This is a genomic window from Roseibium polysiphoniae (assembly GCF_014842925.1).
In the GTDB taxonomy this organism is placed as follows: Bacteria; Pseudomonadota; Alphaproteobacteria; order Rhizobiales; family Stappiaceae; genus Roseibium; species Roseibium polysiphoniae.
Genome location: NZ_JACYXJ010000005.1, coordinates 146,816 through 167,762 on the forward strand (window position 1 = coordinate 146,816; position 20,947 = coordinate 167,762).

A 20,947-nucleotide genomic window follows, 5' to 3' on the forward strand; every position below is an offset into this window, starting at 1 on the left:
CCCTCCTGCTTCACAAGCCTTCATTTACCCTAACGGGAAACCGCTCGGTAAAACCGCGGAGGCTTAAACCACCGGGAAAGGCATGTCTCTGATCATGCCAGTGTTTCAGCCTGGTGGGAGAAGCCTTGCATGTTCGCGCTCAAGCGTCCGATTTCACTTGTTATCGTCCTGTTCTGGTTCAGCTTCTGGATGCTGAACGCCCTGGACAAGATCCTGGCGCGGAAAGATCTCGGCAGCTTCCGCTGGTGGGGCAACGATCGCATTGAGAAATTCACGATGTATTTCGATCGGCTTTCGATCGATGCCGCCCATGTCTATCCGACCTTGATGTTTGCCGGCATTGTCGAGTTTGCCGTCGCGTTGCCCTTCCTCTATGCCGGTTATCATCTGGCCAAAGGGAAACCCGGCGCAGCAAGGCTCGCCGATCTTGCGATTGCCCTTTCCATCGTGATCTTCCTCGGCTTTGCGATTTTCGATGTCATCGTGGGTGACCGGGCCGAACTTCTGGAACACTCAACCTATGTCGGCGTGCTATTGATCTCGTTCCTGGCCATTGCGGCAGAGATGTTCTTCAACCATCTGCGCCGCCTGACGCAGGAAGAAAACGTCGAGGCGTAAAAGGCCGGCACTTTGACCAGACGCAAAGCGCCCCAAGACACCTGCGTGCAATGCTCTCAACCTGACGTCCAAACAGTTTTTCGGTGTGGTCGCCGGCTGTTTGATTGAAGGAGAGAGCAATGAAGATTTTCAGGACGCACGTCTTAATGGTTGCCTTGTCGCTCGCCGCCTTGCCGCTGCTTTCAACGCCTGGCGCAGCGGCAGAGAGGGAGAACGGCAAGGTCCTCGCCCTGAAATGGTGTTCGGCCTGCCATCTGGTCTCAAAGAACCAGCCGGTTGTGAACGACGCTCCGCTTGCAAGCTTTTACGAGCTGGCCGCAGAGGACGCGATCTCAGAGGCGACGTTGAAGACCTTCCTCGCCGACCCGCATCCGCAAATGCCCGGCATGAGCCTCTCCAACATGGAGATCGCTGACATCGCCCGCTACATCAAGACGCTGGAGCCTTGATCAGAGAGCGAGCTCCGCACAGACCGCCGCATGAAACGAGCCCTCCCGAGCGTCTGTCTCGGCGTCCTTGAGTTCGTCGGCAAGCTGCTCATTGAAAACGTGAATTCCGGCCACGCGTCTCCTAAGCGATGAGCTGACCACAATATGGTCAAGCGCCTGCGCCCGGCCGTTATGCAGCACAGTGCCGCGTTCTTCCGCCGGCAAAATCTCATCAACCTGATACATCTGACGCGTGGCCAGATCCTGATTTCCGGTATCCTCCGGATCCGCGCAGATCAGCCTGAGAGCGCTCGCGTCCCCGGTCGCATTGAAGTCGCCTGCCGCCGCAATCAAGGCATCCGGCTCCTTGTCGAACAGGGCATCAATGGCCAACCTCAGGTCCAGCGCCTGAGCCGTTCGCTTCATCGCCGACAGAAAATACCCTTCGGCCCAGGCGGAACTGCTTTTCCAGCAGCTCGCCCCAGACTTGCCGCCGGGCAAAGCCGCAGCGATCGGAGCACGCAAATGCACCACAAAAAGATGCAAGGACTGCTCAGCACCGATGTCCAGCTTCACCTGCAGGATCGGGCGGTCGAACCGCATGAGGTCTTCGCAAATGTCATCCGCACCCGTCGTTTTCGGCCGCCAGAGCGGCGGCTCAACCCTTGCATGATAGAGAACCTGAACCTCGTCGATCGGATAGCGGGACAGCGCGAGAAGATTGTGCCGGTCAGCCGGCCCCTGGAGATCGGGCCTTTGACCAGCGGCTCGGTTGAAATCAGCATAAGGCGTTTCGGCAAGAAGAAGGTCCAGAGCGGCAAAATCGCGCCGCTTCTCGCCCAGCGGCTTCTGCGCATTCACCTCCTGCAGACAGAGAATATCCGCATCAAGCTCGATCAGCCGAGGACGCAGAGCAGAAAGCCGTGGAATCAGATTGTCCGGCCTGAACCGGTCCTCGCCAAAGGACTCCAGATTGAAGGTCGCAAGGCGCATTTCTTGTTCCTCAAGCCAGGGCGGGCAGTCACGCAGATGCAAGCATAGCCTGCACCGGCACATGGTGATAGGACACATCAAGTCTCCATTCCCGCGAACGAGCTCGCCGCCATGACTTCAAATGCCTGCCCCTGCGGCTCCGGAAAACCCTTTGAGCTGTGCTGCGAAGCCTTTCTCACCGGCCGTATAAAACCTGAAACGGCGGAAGAATTGATGCGCTCGCGTTACAGTGCCTATGTCCGCGAAAACATCGCCTATCTGAAGGAAACGCTTTGGCCGAAGTTCCAATCGTCGTTTGATTTTGCAGCAACAGCAAAATGGGCGTCGGAAAGCCACTGGACCGGCCTCAAGGTTCTCGGCAGCACGAAAGGTGCGGCCCGTGACCGGGAGGGAACAGTGCTTTTCGAGGCAAGCTATCTTGCGGGCGGCAAGCTGCTAACCCACCGGGAAAACAGCCTGTTTCGGAAAAAATCCGGGCGCTGGTACTACGTCGAAGCCGTCTCGACACCCTGATGGACTGCTCCCGTCTGGCGATTTGGCGAGACCTTTGCAAGACGCGGGTCCCCTGGACGCCTGAAACCACCTGAATACCCGTGGGCTTGGGCCGCACAGCGGCAACACACGCAGATGTCATCATTAGGCGACGGAATGTTAAATCCCTCATGCGATAACCATGCGGAATTTAACTTGGGGATTTTTCCGGTTGCGTCTTTTCACGGAGACATGGACACAGCATTTGCGGCCGCTCGGCACGCTGTTCGATCGCTTGCGCGCCCGTCTCGATGGCGGCGCCTCGCGCATGGCGCTTTCGACCTTCGCGATCAGGATCGCGGGTGCGGTCCTGGCTTTTCTGTCGCAGATCCTCCTCGCTCGATTGATGGGCGCCCATGAATACGGCATCTACTCACTCGCGTGGACCTGGATCATCGTCCTCGGCATTTTCGCCTGCATCGGATTTTCTTCCTCCCCCAATCGCTTCATTCCCGAGTACACACAGAACGGCGACCTGGCGCGCCTGCGCGGGTTCCTGAAAGCCAGCCGCCTCAGCGCCCTGATCACCGGTTTTCTTCTGGCCGCACTGGGCATGGTGACCGTTCAGCTTCTCAGCCCCGTAATCGAGCCCTATTACGTCTGGCCGCTGACCATCATTTTTCTGGCCCTGCCGCTCTTTGCCCTGGGCGGGGTGCAGGACGGCATTGCACGCAGCTACGATTGGCCGTCACTTGCGATGCTGCCGACCTATATCTGGCGGCCACTCGCGATCATCGCCCTGATCCTGGCGCTCATTTTCGCCGGCAAACCGGCGAACGCACTCACTGCCGCAGCCGCGGCGATCGCCGCCACCTGGGTCGTCGCATTCTATCAGCTGTTCATGTTGAACAAGCGCCTTGGCGTTGAAGTCTCCCCCGGTCCGCGCAAGATCGAACTGAATGACTGGCTCGCAATCTCTTTGCCGATGCTTCTGGTCGAAGGCTTCCTGCAGCTGATCACCAGTGCTGACGTCATCATGGTGAGCTTCTGGCACAGCCCGGAAGAGGTCGGCGTCTACTTTGCGGCCTCCAAGACACTCGCATTGGTGCATTTCGTCTATTTTGCCGTCCGCGCGGCATCGGCCCACCGGTTCTCGAAATTCATCCACTCCGATGACCGCGAAGGCCTCGCTGCCTATGTCCGGCAAGCCTCCTTCTGGACGTTCTGGCCATCTCTGGCCGCAGGCCTGGGATTGTTGCTGATCGGGCCACTGCTGCTCAGCCTGTTTGGCAAAGGCTTCGAGGCGGGTTACCCGCTCATTGCGGTGCTGCTCATTGGCGTTCTCGCCCGTGCCTCCGTTGGCCCGGCGGACGCCCTATTGACCATGAGCGGCCACCAGAAAAGCTGCGCCAAGATCTATGCGGCAACCTTTGCCATCAATGTCATGCTCAACATCCTGCTGATCCCCTGGCTGGGTCTTACCGGCGCGGCCCTGGCAACAAGCCTCTCCATCATCTTCGAGGCCGCAAGCCTCGCCACCACCGCACACCGAAAGCTGCAAGTTCGGACATTTGTACTGCCCTGGAGGGCCTTGCCGGGCGGTTCGCGGCCGTGATCCTTGAACCCGCAGATGCGTCCGGTCACAGCCCTTTGGGAGAGGACCATCTGGAGCCACTGGTTCTGGACCCCTGCACTGCTGGTGGCCACCTGGACGCATGGCGGAAGCTCTCCGTGAGCGCTCTCGACCCGAACCCGTTCTTCGGTCCCGATTTTCTCATTCCTTTCCTGGAAAACACCGGCAGGTCAGGCGTTCGCCTGTTCGTCATCCGGTGCGGCAGGACCGGGGACTGGCTTATGGCCGCGCCGATGGGCCGCCGAAGGCTTGGTCTCGCCGTGTCGGCCGCAAGCAGCTGGGCCACCGAGTATGGCCCTCTTGGCACGCCGCTTCTTTCTGTCGAAGCCCCCCAGAGTGTGCCAGCCGCTTTTCTCGCCCTGACCGCGGAAAAGACGCGCCTCCCCTTGATTGCATTTCACTATCTGCCGTTCGAGAGCGCAACCGCACGAGCGATCGAGGACACCGGAAACTGGAGCTTCCGGCGTGGACCGGTTTCCATGCGCGCGAGCCATGCAGCTGGTCCGGAAGGTGAAGCACAATTTGCCAAGGCCTTCAGCGGCAAGAGACGCAAGGAGTTGCCGCGTCTGATCCGGCGGCTTTCCCAGGAAGGCGAAGTCCGGTTCGAAAGCCACAGCGGCGACGACGTGCCCCGCTACTTCGAAAGTTTTCTGCAGCTTGAAGCATCCGGCTGGAAGGGAACGCGCGGAACCGCGCTGCTCAGCCACCAGAACACGGCAAGGTTCGCGCGTGAGATGATAGCAAAGCTCTCCGCATCCGGCTGCGTCCGCATCGACACCATCAGCGTTTCCGGCAAGCCGATCGCCATGCTGATCATCATGCTGGACGCAGGCAGGGCCTTTTCCTGGAAAATCGCCTTTGATGAAAGCTATGCCCGGTTCTCGCCCGGCGCGCAGATCACGCTCTTTGCCCTGGAGCGAAACCTTCAAGATCCGGCGATCACCTGCGGCGATTCCCTTGCCGTACCAGGGCACCCGATGATTGAGCCGCTTTGGCGCGGACGGCTGAGCTATGGCACGCTTCTTTGTGCCCGCTCGGTTCCGGGGCGCGCCCTGCAAATGGCGGCAAAATATGACATGGCCCTGGAAGGGGACATTCGGCGGGTGGCGCGAAAGCTTCTGCGCCGAGCAGGCTAGGTCGTAGTATAGATTGAATCTCTAGGCCTTGGCGTCGACTTCGGCGCGCGCCTTATCGCGCAGCTTGCGCCGGATCACCTTGCCGGTCGTCGTCATCGGCAATTCATCGACGAACTCGATTTCCCGCGGATACTCATGAGCCGACAGACGTTGGCGCACGAATGACCGGATGTCTTCCTTCATCTCCGGCCCCGCCGTCATACCCTGTCGCAACACCACATAGGCCTTGACAATTTCCGTACGCAGCGGATCCGGTTTGCCAACGGCAGCGGACAAGGCAATGGCCGGATGGGTCAAAAGGCAATCCTCGATTTCGCCCGGTCCTATGCGATAGCTCGCTGATGTGATGACGTCGTCGTCACGGCCAACGAAATGCACATAGCCATCATCATCTTTCAGGCCCTGATCATTGGTCACCATCCAGTCGCCGATGAACTTTTCCGCAGTTGCCTCAGGCTTGTCCCAATATTCAAGAAACATGACAGGGTCCGGTCGCTTCACGGCGATTTGACCAAGCGTTTCGGGCGGCAGCACATTGCCCTCATCATCGATAATCGCGACTTCATGGCCGGGAACAGGCTTGCCGATCGCACCGGATCTTGAGACTCCCGCTTCGGCGCAGGACCCGAGAACGGCATTGCATTCGGTCTGGCCATAAAACTCGTTGACCTGAAAGCCGAATTCCTCGGCAAACCAGTCATAGGTTTCGCGGCCCAGCATTTCACCGGCAGAGCCGACACTGTGCAAACTCAAATCGAACCGCTGCGCCGGACGATCGACGGCGCGCAGCATCTTCAAAGCCGTTGGCGGAATGAACGCGTTGCGAACGCCCTCGTCCTGCATCAGCTGGAAGGCACGTTCGGGATCGAATTTTCGAAAGCTGAAGGAAACCACCGGAACGCCCAGATGCAGAGCCGGGAAGAGCGCATTGAGCAAGCCTCCGGCCCAGGCCCAATCCGATGGCGTCCAGAGCAGGTCGCCTTGCCGGGGCATGAAGTTCTGCGACATCTGAATGCCTGGCAAATGCCCGAGAAGCACGCGGTGCCCATGCAGAACACCTTTCGGCTGGCCGGTGGTTCCCGACGTGTAGATCATCATCGCCGGGTCATCAGGAGATGTTCGCGTAGTCTCGAAACTGTCAACGGCAGCCTCCAGCAGCGCGTCAAAGGCAAGAACGTCACTGTCCGCACCATCGACAGAGATCACCAGCTGAAGCCCTGGCACGTCGTCCCGGATCTCGGTCACCTTGGCCAGACCGGCCAGATCGGTGATCAGAGCCTTTGCGCCGGAATTCGACAGGCGGTATTTCAACGCCTCCAGCCCGAAGAGCGCCGCCAGCGGCACAGCGATGGCGCCGAGCTTGTAGATCGCCAGGTGGGCAATTGCGGTCTGGGGCGCCTGCGGCAACAACAGCGCCACACGATCGCCGCGGACCACGCCCTTCGCCTTCAGCGCATTGGCGAACCGGTTGGCTGCTTGGGAAAGAGCGCGGTGGCTCCAGTTCTCGCTTGGCCCGTCGTCGCGCACATGGCGAATGGACAGGCGGTCAGGGTCCTGTGCGGCCCAGCGGTCGCTGACACTCTGCGCAATGTTGTAGTTTTCCGGGATCTGCCAGCTGAAATTGGCAAGGAGGGTTTCATAGTCTCCGGCCGCCTGGAGCATGCGGGGGTCCGTCATTCGATGAAAGGTGCCGGAGCCTAGCCCTCTGTTTGCTGCGGCGCAATAGTGCCGTCAAAGGTGCCCCATAGGGACGTTCTTGCTCTTCTTGCCCCGGTTTGTTGCTAGCTTGAGAAGGATTTCTCCTTCCCTTTTTGCGCAAGCCTGCTAGAAGCCCCCCCCCGCCTGCCTTTTGGCGGGTGACCGGTCGCAGCCTACCCGGTCCTAGCGAAAACAAGGGTCAAAAACTTGAAAACACTTGTCATCTGCTCTGGCGGACTGGACTCCGTCACGCTTGCGCACAAGGTTGCGCAAGAAAATGAGCTCATCGGCCTGGTCTCCTTCGACTATGGCCAGCGTCACAAAAAGGAACTGGCCTATGCCAGGGCCTGCGCCGACGCCCTCAACACCACCCACGATCTGATCGACATCTCCCATGTCGGCCGCCTGCTGTCCGGCTCGGCATTGACCGACGACCTTGATGTGCCCGACGGCCACTACGCCGAGGAAAGCATGAAGGTGACGGTGGTCCCGAACCGCAATGCCATCATGATGGCCATCGCCTTCGGCATTGCCTCTTCACGCGGTGCCCAGGCTGTTGCCGCAGCCGTTCACGGCGGCGACCACTTCATCTATCCAGACTGCCGTCCGGGCTTCGTCGACGCGTTTGAGACCATGCAGCGGCATGCACTCGACGGCATGGGCGAAATCAGGTTCTACGCCCCCTTCGTGCACAAGACCAAGGCGGACATCGCCGCCGAGGGGTTGAAACTTGGCATCGATTTCCGAGACACCTGGTCCTGCTACAAGGGCGGCGAGCACCATTGCGGGCGCTGTGGCACCTGTGTCGAACGGCGCGAGGCCTTTCACCTGGCCGGCGGCACCGACCCGACCCTCTATGAAGATCCGGAGTTCTGGAAGGCGGCCTGCAATGTATAGGATCTGGAAAGAGTTCCACTTCTCGGCGTCCCATCAGCTTCATGGCCTGGACGACGATCACCCCTGCGCGCGCCTTCACGGCCACAACTATGTTGTCGAGATTGAACTGGAATCTGAAACCCTCGACAGCACCGGCTTTGTCCGGGACTACAAGGAGCTCGGCGCGTTCAAGGCCTATGTGGATGAAACGCTCGACCACCGTCATCTCAACGACGTGCTCGGCGACGATTGCGTGACCGCAGAAGGCATGGCGAAACACTTCTTCGACTGGTGCAGGCAGCGCTGGTCGGAAGTCTCCGCTGTCAGGGTCCGTGAGACGCCGAAGACTTGCGCGGAGTTCCGCCCATGACGCCTCTGGCAATGACGGCGGTGAACCCGGTCATGCTCGATGAGCCGACAATCCGCATAAGCGAGATCTTTGGCCCGACCATCCAGGGGGAAGGCGCGCTGATCGGCAAGCCAACCGTCTTTTTGCGCACCGGCGGCTGTGATTATCGTTGCTCCTGGTGCGACACCCTCCACGCCGTCGACAGCGCCCATCGGCATGAGTGGCTGCCGATGACACCCCAGGCCATCATGATGCAGATTGAAGTGCTGACCGGCGGCAAGCCCTTGACTGTTTCGCTCTCTGGCGGAAACCCCGCCATCCAGCCCCTCGCCTGCCTGATCGAACTTGGTCAAAAGCGGGGCTTCGACTTTGCTCTGGAAACCCAGGGAAGCCTGGCAAAAGACTGGTTTGCCGAACTCTCCGTCCTGACGCTCAGCCCCAAGCCACCCTCGAGCGGCATGACCACCGATTGGCAAAGACTGGCCGAATGTGTCGATGCAGCCGGCCGGAAGACCCGTACGGTGATGAAGATCGTGATCTTCAATGACGAAGACTACGCTTATGCCCGGGACGTTGCGGGAAGACACCCAAACCTGCCGCTCTACTTGCAGCCGGGCAATCACACGCCGCCGCCATCGCGCGATGATAACGCCAGCATCGATCTGGACGGCATCATGAGCCGAATGCGCTGGCTGATCGACAAGGTGACGAGTGACCGATGGTTCGAAGCCACGGTCCTTCCCCAGCTGCACACCCTGATCTGGGGCAATCTTCGCGGAGTATGACAATGAACGACAAGAGCATTTACGAAAATCTGACCCAGCTCGGCACCTCAACGGAACTGCCGTCGACGCCTGAAGACGCCGTTCTGGAGCGCGTTCCGAACCCCCAGGCCGGTACCGGCTATCTGGTGCGTTTCACCGCGCCCGAATTCACCTCGCTTTGCCCGATCACAAGCGCGCCCGACTTCGCACATCTGATGATCGACTATGTGCCGGACCAGTGGCTGGTCGAAAGCAAATCGTTGAAGCTGTTCCTGGGATCCTTCCGCAACCACGGCGCATTTCATGAGGATTGCACCGTCTCCATCGGCAAGCGCATTGCCGAACTTCTGGAGCCAAAATGGCTAAGGATCGGAGGCTACTGGTACCCGCGTGGCGGCATTCCCATTGACGTCTTCTATCAGACTGGGCCGCAGCCGTCTGACGTCTGGGTTCCAGAGCAGGGCGTCGCTCCCTACCGTGGGCGCGGATAACGCCAAGCCAGTGCAATCGCTGTCGCGCATCTGAATATATATCGCAAGACTGAAGCTGAATTATTGTGAAATGGAGATAAATCTCGTAATTTATCGCCTATAATTCGCATTCAGGATATAATTTATGGACACAGACAGCGTTCGACTTTTTGTGCTCGCGGCAGACAAGCTCAACATCAGCGCCGCGGGGCGGGAACTCGGCATTGCTCCGGCCGTCGCCAGTGCCCGGCTTGCGAAGCTTGAAAACGCCCTGGGGGCAGATCTGCTCCACCGGTCGACACGGAAAGTCTCACTGTCGCTGGAAGGTGCCGAATTCCTGCCCTTCGCCCGGGAAATCCTGGCGCAGGAAGCCGCCGCCCATGCAGCCCTCGGGCACGGCAGCGCAACCGCAACCGGCACCCTGCGCTTTGCCGCGCCCAGCACGTTCGCTCAGCTCTATATTGCGCCGCTCCTGCCCGAGTTTCTCGAGTTTCACCCCGGCATCCGGCTGGACCTGCGGCTCTCGGACATTCCCTTCAACCTGATCGAAGGCAGTTTTGATCTGGCCTTGCGCAGTTCCGTGATCGAGGACAGCAGCCTGAAAGGCCGCAAGCTCGCCGATGACACGCGGGTGCTCTGCGCCTCTCCCGCCTATCTTGCCAAGCATGGAACGCCGCAAGACCCACAAGACCTCAGCGGGCACAGCCTCCTGGCCTTTCGCAGCCGCGCACCCAAGCAGCTGGTGGATGGTGAGGGAAACACCGGCGTGTTCGATCCGGGCGAGGCTGGGGCACGCCTCGTTGTCGACGACGGCTGCAGCCACAAGATTGCAACCTTGAACGGTGCCGGAATCGCGATCAATTCCCTTTGGAGTGTTCACGAGAACCTCAAGGACGGCTCCCTGGTTCAGGTCCTTCCCGGCTACACCGTCGACGAACCCTCGGTTCTCTGGCTGGTCTATCCAAAGTCCAACGTCCTGACGGCGAAGGTCCGCATCTTCATCGATTTCCTCATCGAGAAAATCGGCAGGTCCCCGGCATGGTCGCAGTCCCAAGAGCGATGACGTGTCAGGCGGCCGCCAGTTCAGACTTCACAACGCGCCTCAGTGAATCCCGCACGATCAAGATGTGAAACGGCAGGATGGTCGCCAGATAGATCCGCCCGCCGATGTTGTGCGGATGGACCCAGGTTGCACAATGAACGAAGCCATTCCGAGCCAGGACGCTGACGCGGAAATTCAGATGCTTGTCGTTGAAACCGGCCACGACCTCCTCGCCCGTATCCGTCTCAACCGGGAAGATGCCCAGCTTGTCAGAGGCGACCGGCCCGTCGTTTGAAAGGCCAAACGGCGCCGTCACAAGCCTGCGCAGCCGCAAGAGCAATTGCGCCCAGCCGGGAAAGGCCACGATGATTTCAGCCGCTGGCCGTGCCCTCATGGCAGAGCGGACCCTGTAGCAGTCGAGAAAGTCGCCATCGGCAACGTGCCGGTGCAAAAGACTGTCCTGCGGAAGCTCGGCAGTGCTCACGTTTGCTTGCGCCTTCATCAGTTGCGCTCCTGTTCGTTGCGATCGTGAAACCTGGAGCCAGTCTCACCCATTGCCCACGTCAGGGACAGGGCATCTGGACGCGGCACAGGCGCGCAGGCCGCTTTGACCTTCAAAGCCGCACCGCTTTAACCCGCATTTCGGATTGCCAGGGACACATGCAATGACGTAGCGTCGGGAGAGATGCCTTTATTTGATCTGCCCGCGAGGTGAGGTTTTCATGCGCCTTTTGATTTTAGCACTTTTCAGCCAATTCCTTGTACTGGCAGCCACCCCGGCCCTTGCGGCCAGCTGCGGCAATGATGGACGTGGCTTCAACGCCTGGCGCGATGCCTTCATTGAGCAGTCTTCCCGCTACGGATTGAAGCAGCGGGTGGTCAAATCATCCCTGCAGAATGTCACCTACAACAAGAAGGTGATCCGGCTCGATCGAAATCAGAAATCCTTCAAGCTCAGCTTCAACCAGTTCTACGCCAAGCGCGTGAACAACGCGATGATCCGGCGGGGCCAGAAACTGGGCAAGACCTATGCCCGCACCTTCCGCTGGGTCGAGAAGAAATACGGCGTTCCGTCACCTGTGATTCTGGCGATCTGGGGTCTTGAAACCAACTACGGCGGCTTTTCCGGAAACATGTCCGTTCTCCGCTCGCTCGCTACGCTTGCTTATGATTGCCGCCGCTCGAAGTTTTTCACCAACGAGCTGGTGGCCGCGCTGACCATCGTTCAGCGACGCGACATGACGCCTGCGGAAATGAAGGGGGCATGGGCTGGCGAAATCGGGCAGACCCAGTTTCTGGCGTCCTCTTACGTCAAATATGCCGTCGATGGTGATCGCAACGGCAAGCGCGATCTGATCCGCTCCGTGCCCGATGTTCTGGCCTCAACCGCCAACTATCTCGCCAAACACGGCTGGCGCCGGGGCCAGGGTTGGGCACCGGGCTCTGCCAACTACAATGTCCTGAAGAAATGGAACAAGGCCAGCGTCTACGTTCAGACGATTTCCGTCATGGCGGAAAAGATCAGCGAGTAGTCAGCGCGCTCAGCCCAGCACAACCACCTTGGCACCGATGTCCACCCGGCCATAAAGGTCAATGATATCCTGCTGCCACATGCGGATGCAGCCACTGGACGCGTTGGTGCCGATGCTGCTGGGAACGCTGGTTCCATGGATGCGATAAAGCGTATCCCGGCCATTTTGATAGAGATAAAGGCCACGTGCGCCGATTGGGTTGCTCGGGCCGCCGTTCATACCGTTCCGGTACTTCTCCAGTTTCGGCTCACGAGCAATCATTTCCGCCGGCGGGAACCACTTTGGCCATTCCCGTTTGTAGCCAACCACGGCCTCGCCGCTCCAAGCAAAGCCCGCGCGACCAACGCCGATGCCGTAACGCATCGCGCGGCCCCGAGGCTCGACCAGATAGAGAAACTTCTTGCCCGGATCGACGACGATGGTTCCAACCGGATAGCGCGTGAAATAACGAACTGACTGGCGCAGGTAACGCGCGTTGAAATTCTGATAATCGATGCCCGGCAGCGAGAACCCGCCATCAGTAATCGGCGCATAGGCGCTGGCATACTCGGAAGCAACATCAGATGTCACCGAGGACGCTGGCGCGGCGCTCGAACCGAAACCCAGGCTTGCCGGAAGCGGCGCCGTTCCTCGGCCACGGCCCTGGCAGGCCCCCAGCACAAGAGGCAGACCAACAACAAAGCTACGGCGGCTCATTTTCGATGCCATGGACAGGTCCTTTCAAGGCGCTGGCAACGCGGGTCATCGCGCCTGTCCGCTTAAAATAACAGGGCTTGCGCCCGAAAAATGCCCTTAGAAGGCAACACATTTATGGTAAATAGACGGTAAATATGGCGACTATGCTTCAATCTTCGCGATCATTGCGCCCAATGCCGGCTGGTTAAGCCGTAAGGCCGCAACTGATGGCGAGACCCATTTTCGTGTCCTGTGCCCCTCTTCCCATTCAGTCTCCGGAAGAACGCGGGTGACCTCCATGCCGAATACAATCACCTCACAGGTCGCACCCCATTTCTCGTAGGAATAGGTGCCCAGTTGCGTCTTGCCGAAACGCCCCTCGACGCCGGCCTCCTCTCGCGCCTCAACCCGCGCAGAGGCCGCTGGGCTCAGGCCAGGTTCGACAATCCCCTTGGGCACAACCAGATGGCGTCCGCTGCTCGAGCCAACCACAAGGATCTCAAGGCCCGCCGCTGTACGGCGATAGGGTATGACCGCAGACTGACTGTAATAATAGGCTGGCCGCTCGCGGCAGGCAGGACCGTCAGGAGCGGGATAGGGGAACAGATCAGGCAGATCAAAAGCATCAATGCGCCTGATCAAAGAAAGCTTCCGCGGTCCTCGGCGCAGCCGAAACAGGACACCTGGCGCCGCCTCAAGAATGCAGCCAAGCTCGAGCGCCAACTGGCGAACCGCACTGGAGGGCGCAACCAGAAGGGCCGTTCCACTTTCCGGCAGATCCGGTAGGCTGCCGGCGGAAAGCGCCTCCGAGCACTGGATGTTTCCCGCCGTCCATCCTGCGGCCTTCAGTGCCTTTTCCGCACTGATGCGCGCGCGTAAACTGCCCGATACGAGCACCAGATCTGGCCGCAGTCTTTCCTTGCCAAGCCAAGCGCCAATCTTCTGGGCCTGCCGCTTGCCCTTCGTGCGCAGGGGACGATCGGACTTCGCGCCACCCCAGTCTTTCACACCCGCCCCGGCACATAAGATCAACAGCTCCATTCCAGTCTCTCCGACCGTCCGATTACAGGCTTTGTCGCACGTGGCATGCATTTTTCTTGGAAATAAGCCGACAATCCAACTGTTTAACTGGCACGCTGAGCCGTGCTTTCGGGTGGCTCTGCGCATAAAGTCAAACACTGCGGCGTCGCCAGGTTTTTGAAGCCTAGGCCGCGTCTTCGATCTTGATGACAATTCGCTTGCCCAGCGCTTTCAGCGTTTCTTCCAAGGCGGGAAGCTTGGTTTTGTGGTTCGGATCAAGTCGGCGCCGAATTTCCTTATGGTCGACACCAAGTCGACGAGCAAGTTCGCTTTGGTTCATGGACGGATCTGTTTCAGATACGGCATTGAAAGCCTCGATAAGCGCGATCTTGGCTGCAAAGCGAGCAGGGACAGTCACCGGCACCAGGCTGGAATCTCGTGCCGTCAATGCAGGGGGACTGGCTCCGTCCTCCAACCGCCCGAGCAGAGCAACAGCCAGCGCATCGGCGGCCATGTCCAAGGCTTCGGCCCGCGTTTGCCCACCCGTTATCGCTTCCGGAACATCCGGAAAGGTAACGATAAACCCGCCATCGGGATCGGGGATGAGTTCGGCGTAAAACGTGGTGCTCATTGGCCTTCCATCCGCTTGACCTCAATCGAGACCAAGCTGCTTGCGAATGATTTTCGCCATCAGTGGCGAGATTTTCTCTGGAACCGTTGTTGTTCTGGGCCCAACAGTCACACGATAGTGGCTGCCTTTGCCCTTCCTTGTGTCGACAATGGTTTCGAGTCCGAGTGCAACCGCCTGTTTACGGATATCGCGAAGGAATTGCGTACGAGTTGGCATAGCATGAGTCCAGTTTGAGGACGTTGACCGGCATCGCCTTTGGATCTCACACTAAGGATTGAAGTACGTACTATATATTGGGCGACATAATTATCTAGGACATTTTTGCCCCAGATGTCAAGTCAAACAAAAAAGGCCGCCCAATTCGGGCGACCTTTTATACTTCGTATAGAAATCGAGAGACTCGAAGGCTGTCCTTCGAATCCCTAGCTCGTCACAAGGTTCCTGAGCACATAGTGCAGGATGCCGCCTGCCTTGATGTATTCCAACTCGTCCAGCGTATCGACGCGGCAGAGGCACTCGATGGTCTTCGTGGTGCCGTCCTCATAGGTGACTTCCACGTCCATCATCTGGCGCGGCTGAATGTCGGCAATGCCCTTGATGGTGACACGTTCCTTGCCGGTGATGCCATGGGACTGCCAGCTTTCACCCTCCTTGAAGGTCAGCGGCACGACGCCCATGCCGACCAGGTTGGAGCGGTGGATCCGCTCGAACGACTGGGCGATGACAGCGCGCACGCCGAGCAGCTTGGTACCCTTCGCGGCCCAGTCGCGCGACGAGCCTGTGCCATATTCCTTGCCGGCGAAGACGACCAGAGGCGTGCCCGCGTCCTGGTATTCCATGCAAGCGTCATAGATCCACTTCTTCTCGCCGTCCTTCATGGTGACGCCGCCCTCGACGCCAGGCACCATCTGGTTCTTGATGCGAATGTTGGCAAAGGTGCCGCGCATCATGACCTGGTGGTTGCCGCGACGGGCGCCGTAGGAGTTGAAGTCCTTCACAGGCACCTGATGCTCGGCAAGGTAGGTGCCAGCCGGGCTGTCGGCCTTGATGTTGCCGGCGGGAGAAATGTGGTCGGTGGTGATCGAATCCAGGAACAGTCCCATGACCGCAGCGCCCTCGATATCCTCGAGCGGTTTCGGCTCCATGGTCATGCCTTCGAAATACGGCGGGTTCTGAACATAGGTCGAGGACACCGGCCAGCCATAGGTCATGCCGCCTTCCACCTTGATCGACTGCCAGTGTTCGTCACCCTTGAAGACGTCGCCATAGCGCTGACGGAACATTTCTTCGGTGATCGAGCTGCGGATCAGCTCGGTGATCTCAGCCGTCGACGGCCAGACGTCCTTGAGATACACCGGATTGCCGTCCTGGTCGGTGCCGATCGCATCCTTGGCGATGTCGACATTGAGGTTGCCGGCGATGGCATAGGCAACAACCAGTGGCGGTGACGCCAGATAGTTGGCGCGCACGTCCGGATTGACCCGGCCTTCGAAGTTGCGGTTGCCGGAAAGCACCGAGCAGGCGATCAGATCATTGTCGTTGATCGCCTTGGAAATCGCCGGATCAAGCGGTCCGGAGTTGCCGATACAGGTGGTGCAGCCATAGCCGGCCAGTGTGAAGCCCAGTGCATCCAGATCGTCCTGAACACCGGCTTTTTCCAGATAGTCGGTCACGACCTGGGAGCCCGGCGCCAGCGAGGTCTTGACCCATGGCTTCACGGTCAGCCCCTTGGCCAGGGCATTGCGGGCCAGAAGCCCAGCGCCGATCAGAACCGAAGGGTTGGACGTGTTGGTGCAGGATGTGATCGCCGCGATGACGACGTCGCCATTGCCGAGATCGTGGTCCTTGCCTTCGACCGCAACCCGCTTGGAAAGCTCAGCCGCTTTCTTGAATTCGGTTTCCATGGTGGTGGCGAAGCCGGTTGCGGCATCGGAAAGATTGATGCGGTCCTGCGGACGCTTGGGGCCGGAGATCGCCGGAACAACGGTGGAGATGTCGAGTTCCAGCGTGTCGGTGAAGACGGGCTCCTCGCCACCGGTGCGGAACATGCCCTGGGCCTTGGCGTAGGCTTCCACCAGCGCAACGCGCTCATCTTCACGGCCCGTGGCCTTCAGGTAGCCGATGGTGTCGTTGTCGACCGGGAAGAACCCGCAGGTCGCGCCATATTCCGGCGCCATGTTGGCGATGGTGGCCTCGTCCTCAAGCGACAGGTGATCGAGACCTTCGCCATAGAATTCCACGAATTTGCCGACAACACCCTTCTGGCGCAGCATTTCGACAACGCGCAGCACGAGGTCGGTGGCGGTGATGCCGTCGTTCAGTTTGCCGGTCAGCTTGAAACCGATCACTTCCGGGATCAGCATGGAGATAGGCTGGCCAAGCATCGCGGCTTCCGCCTCGATCCCGCCGACACCCCAGCCCAGAACCGCCAGAGCGTTGACCATGGTCGTGTGGGAATCCGTCCCGACCAGCGTATCGGGATAGGCAACAGTCTCGCCGTTTTCTTCCTTGGTCCAGACGGTTTGCGCCAGGTATTCCAGGTTCACCTGGTGACAGATGCCCGTTCCCGGAGGAACAGCGCGGAAGTTGTCGAATGCGGACTGCCCCCAACGGAGAAACTCATAGCGCTCGCCGTTGCGCTCATATTCCATCTCGACGTTGCGCTTGAAGGCATCGTGCGTGCCGAAATAGTCGACCATGACCGAATGGTCGATGACCAGATCGACAGGCACCAGCGGATTGACCTTCTTGGGATCACCCCCGAGCTTCACTGCCGCGTCACGCATGGCGGCCAGATCGACCACGGCGGGAACACCGGTGAAGTCCTGCATCAGCACACGGGCGGGCCGGTAGGCAATCTCGTGGTTCGACTTGCGCTCGACCAGCCACTGGGCAACCGCGCGAATGTCATCGGCCGTAACGGTTCGGCCGTCTTCGAAACGCAGCAGGTTTTCCAGAACGACCTTCATGGACGAAGGCAATTTGGAGACGCCTTCCAGACCGTTCTTCTCAGCGTCGGGAATGGAGAAATAGGTGTAGCTCTTGCCACCGACGGTCAGTGTCTTTTTTGACTTGAAAGTATCAAGGGACTGGGTCACGGCGCGCGTTCTCCTTAAAGGTCCGTGGCGACCTGGCCGCATCCTGCCGGCCGCCTGTGTAGAAACTTGCGGATTTCCGGGAGGGGAAATCCGTACTGCCCATATGGGCCTTGCTCAACGGACGCCAACAGAGCCTCTCCCCCATTTTTGTCCCTGCAAACCTTGCGCCGACCCTATACCCAATTTTGGCGCTGATCACCAGACATGACGCTGCGGCCTAGTCGAAATGACGCGCCGCTTTCGCCTGTCAGGTCGCCGGTCGGAAAAAGCCACCAAGGGATTTGAGCAGCCGAAGGAATTGCTTTCGCTTCCTTGTCAAACTTTCGTGCAAGGACTTGGCTCCAAGCGCCCCTCTCACGAAAAAACCATCGGCTGCCCTAAACGCAGCGAAGGCTCACCCACGGCTGAATCCCGGGGCTGCAAGGCCTGAAAGATATTGCATACCATTGTATACTGAATTATGTAGTGGCCAGCAAGCTTGTCCCGGCTAGCCTTTATTTACTGCGATCCGGTATGCAAGCTACATCGATCACTAGGACGCCGGACCATCATGAGCTTGTACGCAGACTATCTCAAAGAAATCGACACTCGAAAAACCCAGGGATTGAGCCCCAAACCCATCGATGATGGCGCTCTCCTTGCCGAAATCGTCGAGCAGATCAAGGATCTGAAGAACGAACACCGGGAAGATTCCCTGAAGTTCTTCATTTACAACACTTTGCCGGGCACAACGAGTGCAGCTGGCGTCAAGGCGAAGTTCCTGAAGGAGATCATCCTCGCCGAGATCACTGTGGCGGAAATCACGCCGGCATTTGCCTTCGAGCTTCTGTCCCACATGAAGGGCGGCCCGTCTGTAGAGGTGCTGATCGATGTGGCACTTGGCAATGACGAAGTGAAAGCGAAGAGCGCAGCCGAAGTTCTGAAGACCCAGGTTTTCCTTTATGACGCGGACACCGACCGCCTCAAGAAGGCCTATGAAGACGGCAACGCGATCGCCAAGGACATTTTGGAGAGCTATGCAAACGCCGAGTTCTTCACCAAGCTTCCAGAGATGGACGAAGAGATCCAGGTCGTCACCTACATCGCAGCCGAAGGCGATATCTCCACCGACCTTCTGTCCCCGGGTAATCAGGCACACTCACGCGCCGACCGCGAGCTGCATGGCAAATGCCTGATTTCGGAAAAGGCACAGGAAGAAATCCAGGCGCTGAAACTGCAGCATCCTAAAAAGCGCGTGATGCTGATCGCCGAAAAAGGCACCATGGGTGTTGGGTCCTCGCGCATGTCAGGCGTGAACAACGTGGCGCTTTGGACCGGCAAGCAGGCCAGCCCCTATGTGCCTTTCGTCAACTACGCACCGATTGTCGCTGGCACCAACGGCATCTCCCCGATCTTCCTGACAACCGTTGGCGTGACCGGCGGCATTGGTGTCGATCTGAAGAACTGGGTCAAGAAGCTCGACGACGAAGGCAAGCCGATCCTCAACAACGACGGCAATCCTGTCCTGGAGCAGAAGTACTCGGTTGAAACGGGCACCGTCCTGACGATCAACACCAAGAAGCAGAAGCTCTACAATGAGGCCGGCGACGAAGAGCTGGTCGACATGTCGTCTTCCTTCACTCCGCAGAAGCAGGAGTTCATGAAGGCAGGCGGATCCTACGCGATTGTCTTCGGCAAGAAGCTGCAGACCCTGGCGGCCGAGACCCTCGGCGTCGAGCCACCGCTCGTCTTCGCACCGCCCAAGGAAATTTCCCACGAAGGCCAAGGCCTGACAGCGGTTGAAAAGATCTTCAACAAGAACGCTGTCGGTGTGACACCAGGCAAGACCCTGCATGCAGGCTCGGACGTTCGCGTGAAGGTCAACATCGTCGGGTCGCAGGACACAACCGGTCTGATGACCATGCAGGAACTGGAGGCCATGGCGGCCACAGTCGTTTCGCCGATTGTCGATGGCGCCTATCAGTCAGGTTGTCACACGGCCTCTGTTTGGGACCTTAAGGCTCAGGCGAATACGCCGCGCCTGATGAAGTTCATGAACGACTTCGGTCTGGTCACCGGCCGCGACCCCAAGGGCGCTTATCACGCCATGACCGACGTGATCCACAAGGTGCTGAACGACCTCACCGTCAGCGACTGGGACATCATCATCGGCGGCGACAGCCACACGCGCATGTCCAAGGGCGTGGCCTTTGGTGCGGACTCCGGCACCGTGGCCCTGGCCCTGGCCACCGGCGAAGCCTCCATGCCGATCCCGGAATCGGTAAAGGTCACCTTCAAGGGCAAGATGGCCGATCACATGGACTTCCGTGATGTGGTGCACGCCACCCAGGCGCAGATGCTTGAACAGCATGGCGACAACGTGTTCCAGGGCCGTGTGATCGAAGTCCACATCGGCACGCTGCTTGCCGACCAGGCCTTCACCTTCACCGACTGGACCGCAGAAATGAAGGCGAAAGCCTCTGTCTGCATCTCCAACGATGAAACCCTGATCGGATCGCTTGAGCTGGCAAAATCACGCATCCAGATCATGATCGACAAGGGCATGGAGCATGACAACGGCATGCTCGCCGGGCTGATCGCCAAGGCAGACCAGCGCATCGCCGAAATCAGGTCCGGCGAAAAGCCCGCTCTGACACCCGACGACAACGCGAAATATTTCGCCGAGGTCGTGGTGGATCTGGACAAGATCGTCGAGCCGATGATTGCCGATCCGGACGTCAACAACATCGATGTGTCCAAGCGTTACACCCACGACACCATTCGTCCGATATCCTTCTACGATGCGGAGAAGAAGGTCGACCTGGGCTTCGTCGGCTCCTGCATGGTGCACAAAGGCGACATCAAGATCGTTGCCCAGATGCTGAAGAACCTCGAAAAGACCCGGGGCAAGGTGGAGTTCAACGCTCCGCTCGTTGTCGCAGCGCCGACCTACAACATCATCGACGAGTTGAAGGAAGAAGGTGACTGGGAGACGCTGGAAAAATACTCCGGCTTCGAATTCGACGACGACTCCCCCAAGACCGCAGCACGCACGGAGTATGAGAACATTCTCTACCTCGAGCGTCCCGGCTGTAACCTTTGCATGGGCAACCAGGAAAAGGCCGCCAAGGGCGACACGGTGCTCGCCACCTCAACGCGCCTGTTCCAGGGCCGTGTCGTGGCTGACAGCGACACCAAGAAGGGCGAATCCCTGCTGGCATCGACTCCGGTGGTCGTGCTGTCTGCGATCCTTGGCCGTACACCCACCGTGGAAGAGTACAAGGAAGCCGTCGAAGGCATCGACCTCACCAAGTTCGCCCCGCCTCTCCAGGCTCCGGCAGCCTCGCGTTCGATGCACTTCTAAGAGCTGATCAAGCCCTAAAAACACCAAAAGGCCGGCTCTTGAAGCCGGCCTTTTCCGTGGAAGCACATCAAAAACAACAAGGCGCAGATTTGTTCGCGGCTGATCACATACTTGCTATTGGGGCGCGCTCCGCTCTAACAAGGCACGAGCCCTTGTCGTTCGGAGACCCG

Annotated in this window: 20 protein-coding genes and 1 pseudogene; 13 read left to right on the plus strand and 8 right to left on the minus strand. The window is 59.1% G+C overall.

Annotated features, from left to right (window positions below; all coding sequences use genetic code 11):
• Positions 1–129: 129 nt before the first annotated feature.
• Both IG617_RS13695 and IG617_RS13700 read left to right on the plus strand, forming a co-directional pair.
• Positions 130–618 (plus strand): hypothetical protein, encoded by a 489-nt coding sequence (locus IG617_RS13695; protein ID WP_192109778.1) that lies wholly within the window; start codon positions 130–132, stop codon positions 616–618.
• A gap of 119 nt (positions 619–737) precedes the next feature.
• Positions 738–1,067 (plus strand): c-type cytochrome, encoded by a 330-nt coding sequence (locus tag IG617_RS13700; protein ID WP_192109779.1) that lies wholly within the window; start codon positions 738–740, stop codon positions 1,065–1,067.
• Here the strand turns inward: IG617_RS13700 and IG617_RS13705 are convergent, their stop codons facing one another.
• Positions 1,068–2,039 (minus strand): endonuclease/exonuclease/phosphatase family protein, encoded by a 972-nt coding sequence (locus IG617_RS13705; RefSeq protein WP_192109780.1) that lies wholly within the window; start codon positions 2,037–2,039, stop codon positions 1,068–1,070.
• 111 nt (positions 2,040–2,150) lie between these two features.
• On the opposite strand from IG617_RS13705, the pseudogene IG617_RS21825 reads away from it, so the two are divergent.
• From IG617_RS21825 to IG617_RS21885, 4 genes and pseudogenes are all read left to right on the plus strand, one after another.
• Positions 2,151–2,207: pseudogene (locus tag IG617_RS21825) on the plus strand (SEC-C metal-binding domain-containing protein); the annotation flags it as partial.
• An 18-nt stretch (positions 2,208–2,225) separates the two neighbouring features.
• A complete protein-coding gene (locus IG617_RS13710; RefSeq protein WP_338109992.1) occupies positions 2,226–2,552 on the plus strand; it encodes a YchJ family protein in 327 nt (108 codons plus the stop codon).
• 190 nt (positions 2,553–2,742) lie between these two features.
• Positions 2,743–4,125 carry a lipopolysaccharide biosynthesis protein gene (locus IG617_RS13715; protein ID WP_209008481.1) on the plus strand — a complete coding sequence of 461 codons (1,383 nt, stop codon included), beginning with the start codon at positions 2,743–2,745 and terminating at the stop codon, positions 4,123–4,125.
• Positions 4,122–5,279 (plus strand): GNAT family N-acetyltransferase, encoded by a 1,158-nt coding sequence (locus IG617_RS21885; protein WP_192109782.1) that lies wholly within the window; start codon positions 4,122–4,124, stop codon positions 5,277–5,279. Before IG617_RS13715 ends, IG617_RS21885 begins: the two co-directional genes overlap by 4 nt.
• Before the next feature lie 21 nt (positions 5,280–5,300).
• Here the strand turns inward: IG617_RS21885 and IG617_RS13725 are convergent, their stop codons facing one another.
• Positions 5,301–6,941: an acyl-CoA synthetase gene (locus IG617_RS13725; protein ID WP_192109783.1), complete on the minus strand. Its 1,641-nt coding sequence runs from the start codon at positions 6,939–6,941 to the stop codon at positions 5,301–5,303.
• Between the two features lie 243 nt (positions 6,942–7,184).
• Here IG617_RS13725 and queC point away from each other — a divergent pair, with 243 nt between their 5' ends.
• The 5 genes from queC to IG617_RS13750 all read left to right on the plus strand — a co-directional run bounded on the left by queC (position 7,185) and on the right by IG617_RS13750 (position 10,499).
• Positions 7,185–7,874 (plus strand): 7-cyano-7-deazaguanine synthase QueC, encoded by a 690-nt coding sequence (gene queC, locus IG617_RS13730; RefSeq protein WP_192109784.1) that lies wholly within the window; start codon positions 7,185–7,187, stop codon positions 7,872–7,874.
• Positions 7,867–8,223: a 6-carboxytetrahydropterin synthase QueD gene (gene queD, locus IG617_RS13735; protein ID WP_192109785.1), complete on the plus strand. Its 357-nt coding sequence runs from the start codon at positions 7,867–7,869 to the stop codon at positions 8,221–8,223. Before queC ends, queD begins: the two co-directional genes overlap by 8 nt.
• Positions 8,220–8,987 (plus strand): 7-carboxy-7-deazaguanine synthase QueE, encoded by a 768-nt coding sequence (queE, locus tag IG617_RS13740; RefSeq protein ID WP_192109786.1) that lies wholly within the window; start codon positions 8,220–8,222, stop codon positions 8,985–8,987. The genes queD and queE overlap by 4 nt, the downstream gene beginning before the upstream one ends.
• 2 nt (positions 8,988–8,989) lie before the next feature.
• Positions 8,990–9,457, plus strand: a complete 468-nt coding sequence (queF, locus tag IG617_RS13745) for a preQ(1) synthase (protein ID WP_192109787.1) — start codon at positions 8,990–8,992, stop codon at positions 9,455–9,457.
• A gap of 124 nt (positions 9,458–9,581) precedes the next feature.
• Positions 9,582–10,499: a LysR family transcriptional regulator gene (locus IG617_RS13750; protein WP_192109788.1), complete on the plus strand. Its 918-nt coding sequence runs from the start codon at positions 9,582–9,584 to the stop codon at positions 10,497–10,499.
• A gap of 4 nt (positions 10,500–10,503) precedes the next feature.
• Here the strand turns inward: IG617_RS13750 and IG617_RS13755 are convergent, their stop codons facing one another.
• Positions 10,504–10,980, minus strand: coding sequence for a DUF2867 domain-containing protein (locus tag IG617_RS13755; protein ID WP_192109789.1), 477 nt, complete (start codon positions 10,978–10,980; stop codon positions 10,504–10,506).
• A gap of 220 nt (positions 10,981–11,200) precedes the next feature.
• On the opposite strand from IG617_RS13755, the gene IG617_RS13760 reads away from it, so the two are divergent.
• Positions 11,201–12,010, plus strand: a complete 810-nt coding sequence (locus IG617_RS13760) for a lytic murein transglycosylase (RefSeq protein ID WP_192109790.1) — start codon at positions 11,201–11,203, stop codon at positions 12,008–12,010.
• 9 nt (positions 12,011–12,019) lie between these two features.
• Here the strand turns inward: IG617_RS13760 and IG617_RS13765 are convergent, their stop codons facing one another.
• From IG617_RS13765 to acnA, 5 genes are all read right to left on the minus strand, one after another.
• On the minus strand, positions 12,020–12,718 hold the full coding sequence (locus IG617_RS13765) for a L,D-transpeptidase (RefSeq protein WP_192109791.1): 699 nt from the start codon (positions 12,716–12,718) through the stop codon (positions 12,020–12,022).
• A 129-nt stretch (positions 12,719–12,847) separates the two neighbouring features.
• Entirely contained in the window at positions 12,848–13,726 is an 879-nt protein-coding gene (locus IG617_RS13770; RefSeq protein WP_192109792.1) for an NUDIX domain-containing protein, read from the minus strand.
• 163 nt (positions 13,727–13,889) lie between these two features.
• Positions 13,890–14,336, minus strand: a complete 447-nt coding sequence (locus tag IG617_RS13775; RefSeq protein ID WP_192109793.1) for a type II toxin-antitoxin system HicB family antitoxin — start codon at positions 14,334–14,336, stop codon at positions 13,890–13,892.
• A 21-nt stretch (positions 14,337–14,357) separates the two neighbouring features.
• Positions 14,358–14,552 carry a hypothetical protein gene (locus tag IG617_RS13780; RefSeq protein ID WP_192109794.1) on the minus strand — a complete coding sequence of 65 codons (195 nt, stop codon included), beginning with the start codon at positions 14,550–14,552 and terminating at the stop codon, positions 14,358–14,360.
• Between the two features lie 206 nt (positions 14,553–14,758).
• Entirely contained in the window at positions 14,759–17,434 is a 2,676-nt protein-coding gene (gene acnA, locus IG617_RS13785) for an aconitate hydratase AcnA (protein WP_338109977.1), read from the minus strand.
• A 550-nt stretch (positions 17,435–17,984) separates the two neighbouring features.
• On the opposite strand from acnA, the gene IG617_RS13790 reads away from it, so the two are divergent.
• A complete protein-coding gene (locus IG617_RS13790) occupies positions 17,985–20,777 on the plus strand; it encodes a bifunctional aconitate hydratase 2/2-methylisocitrate dehydratase (protein ID WP_192109796.1) in 2,793 nt (930 codons plus the stop codon).
• Positions 20,778–20,947 lie beyond the last annotated feature (170 nt).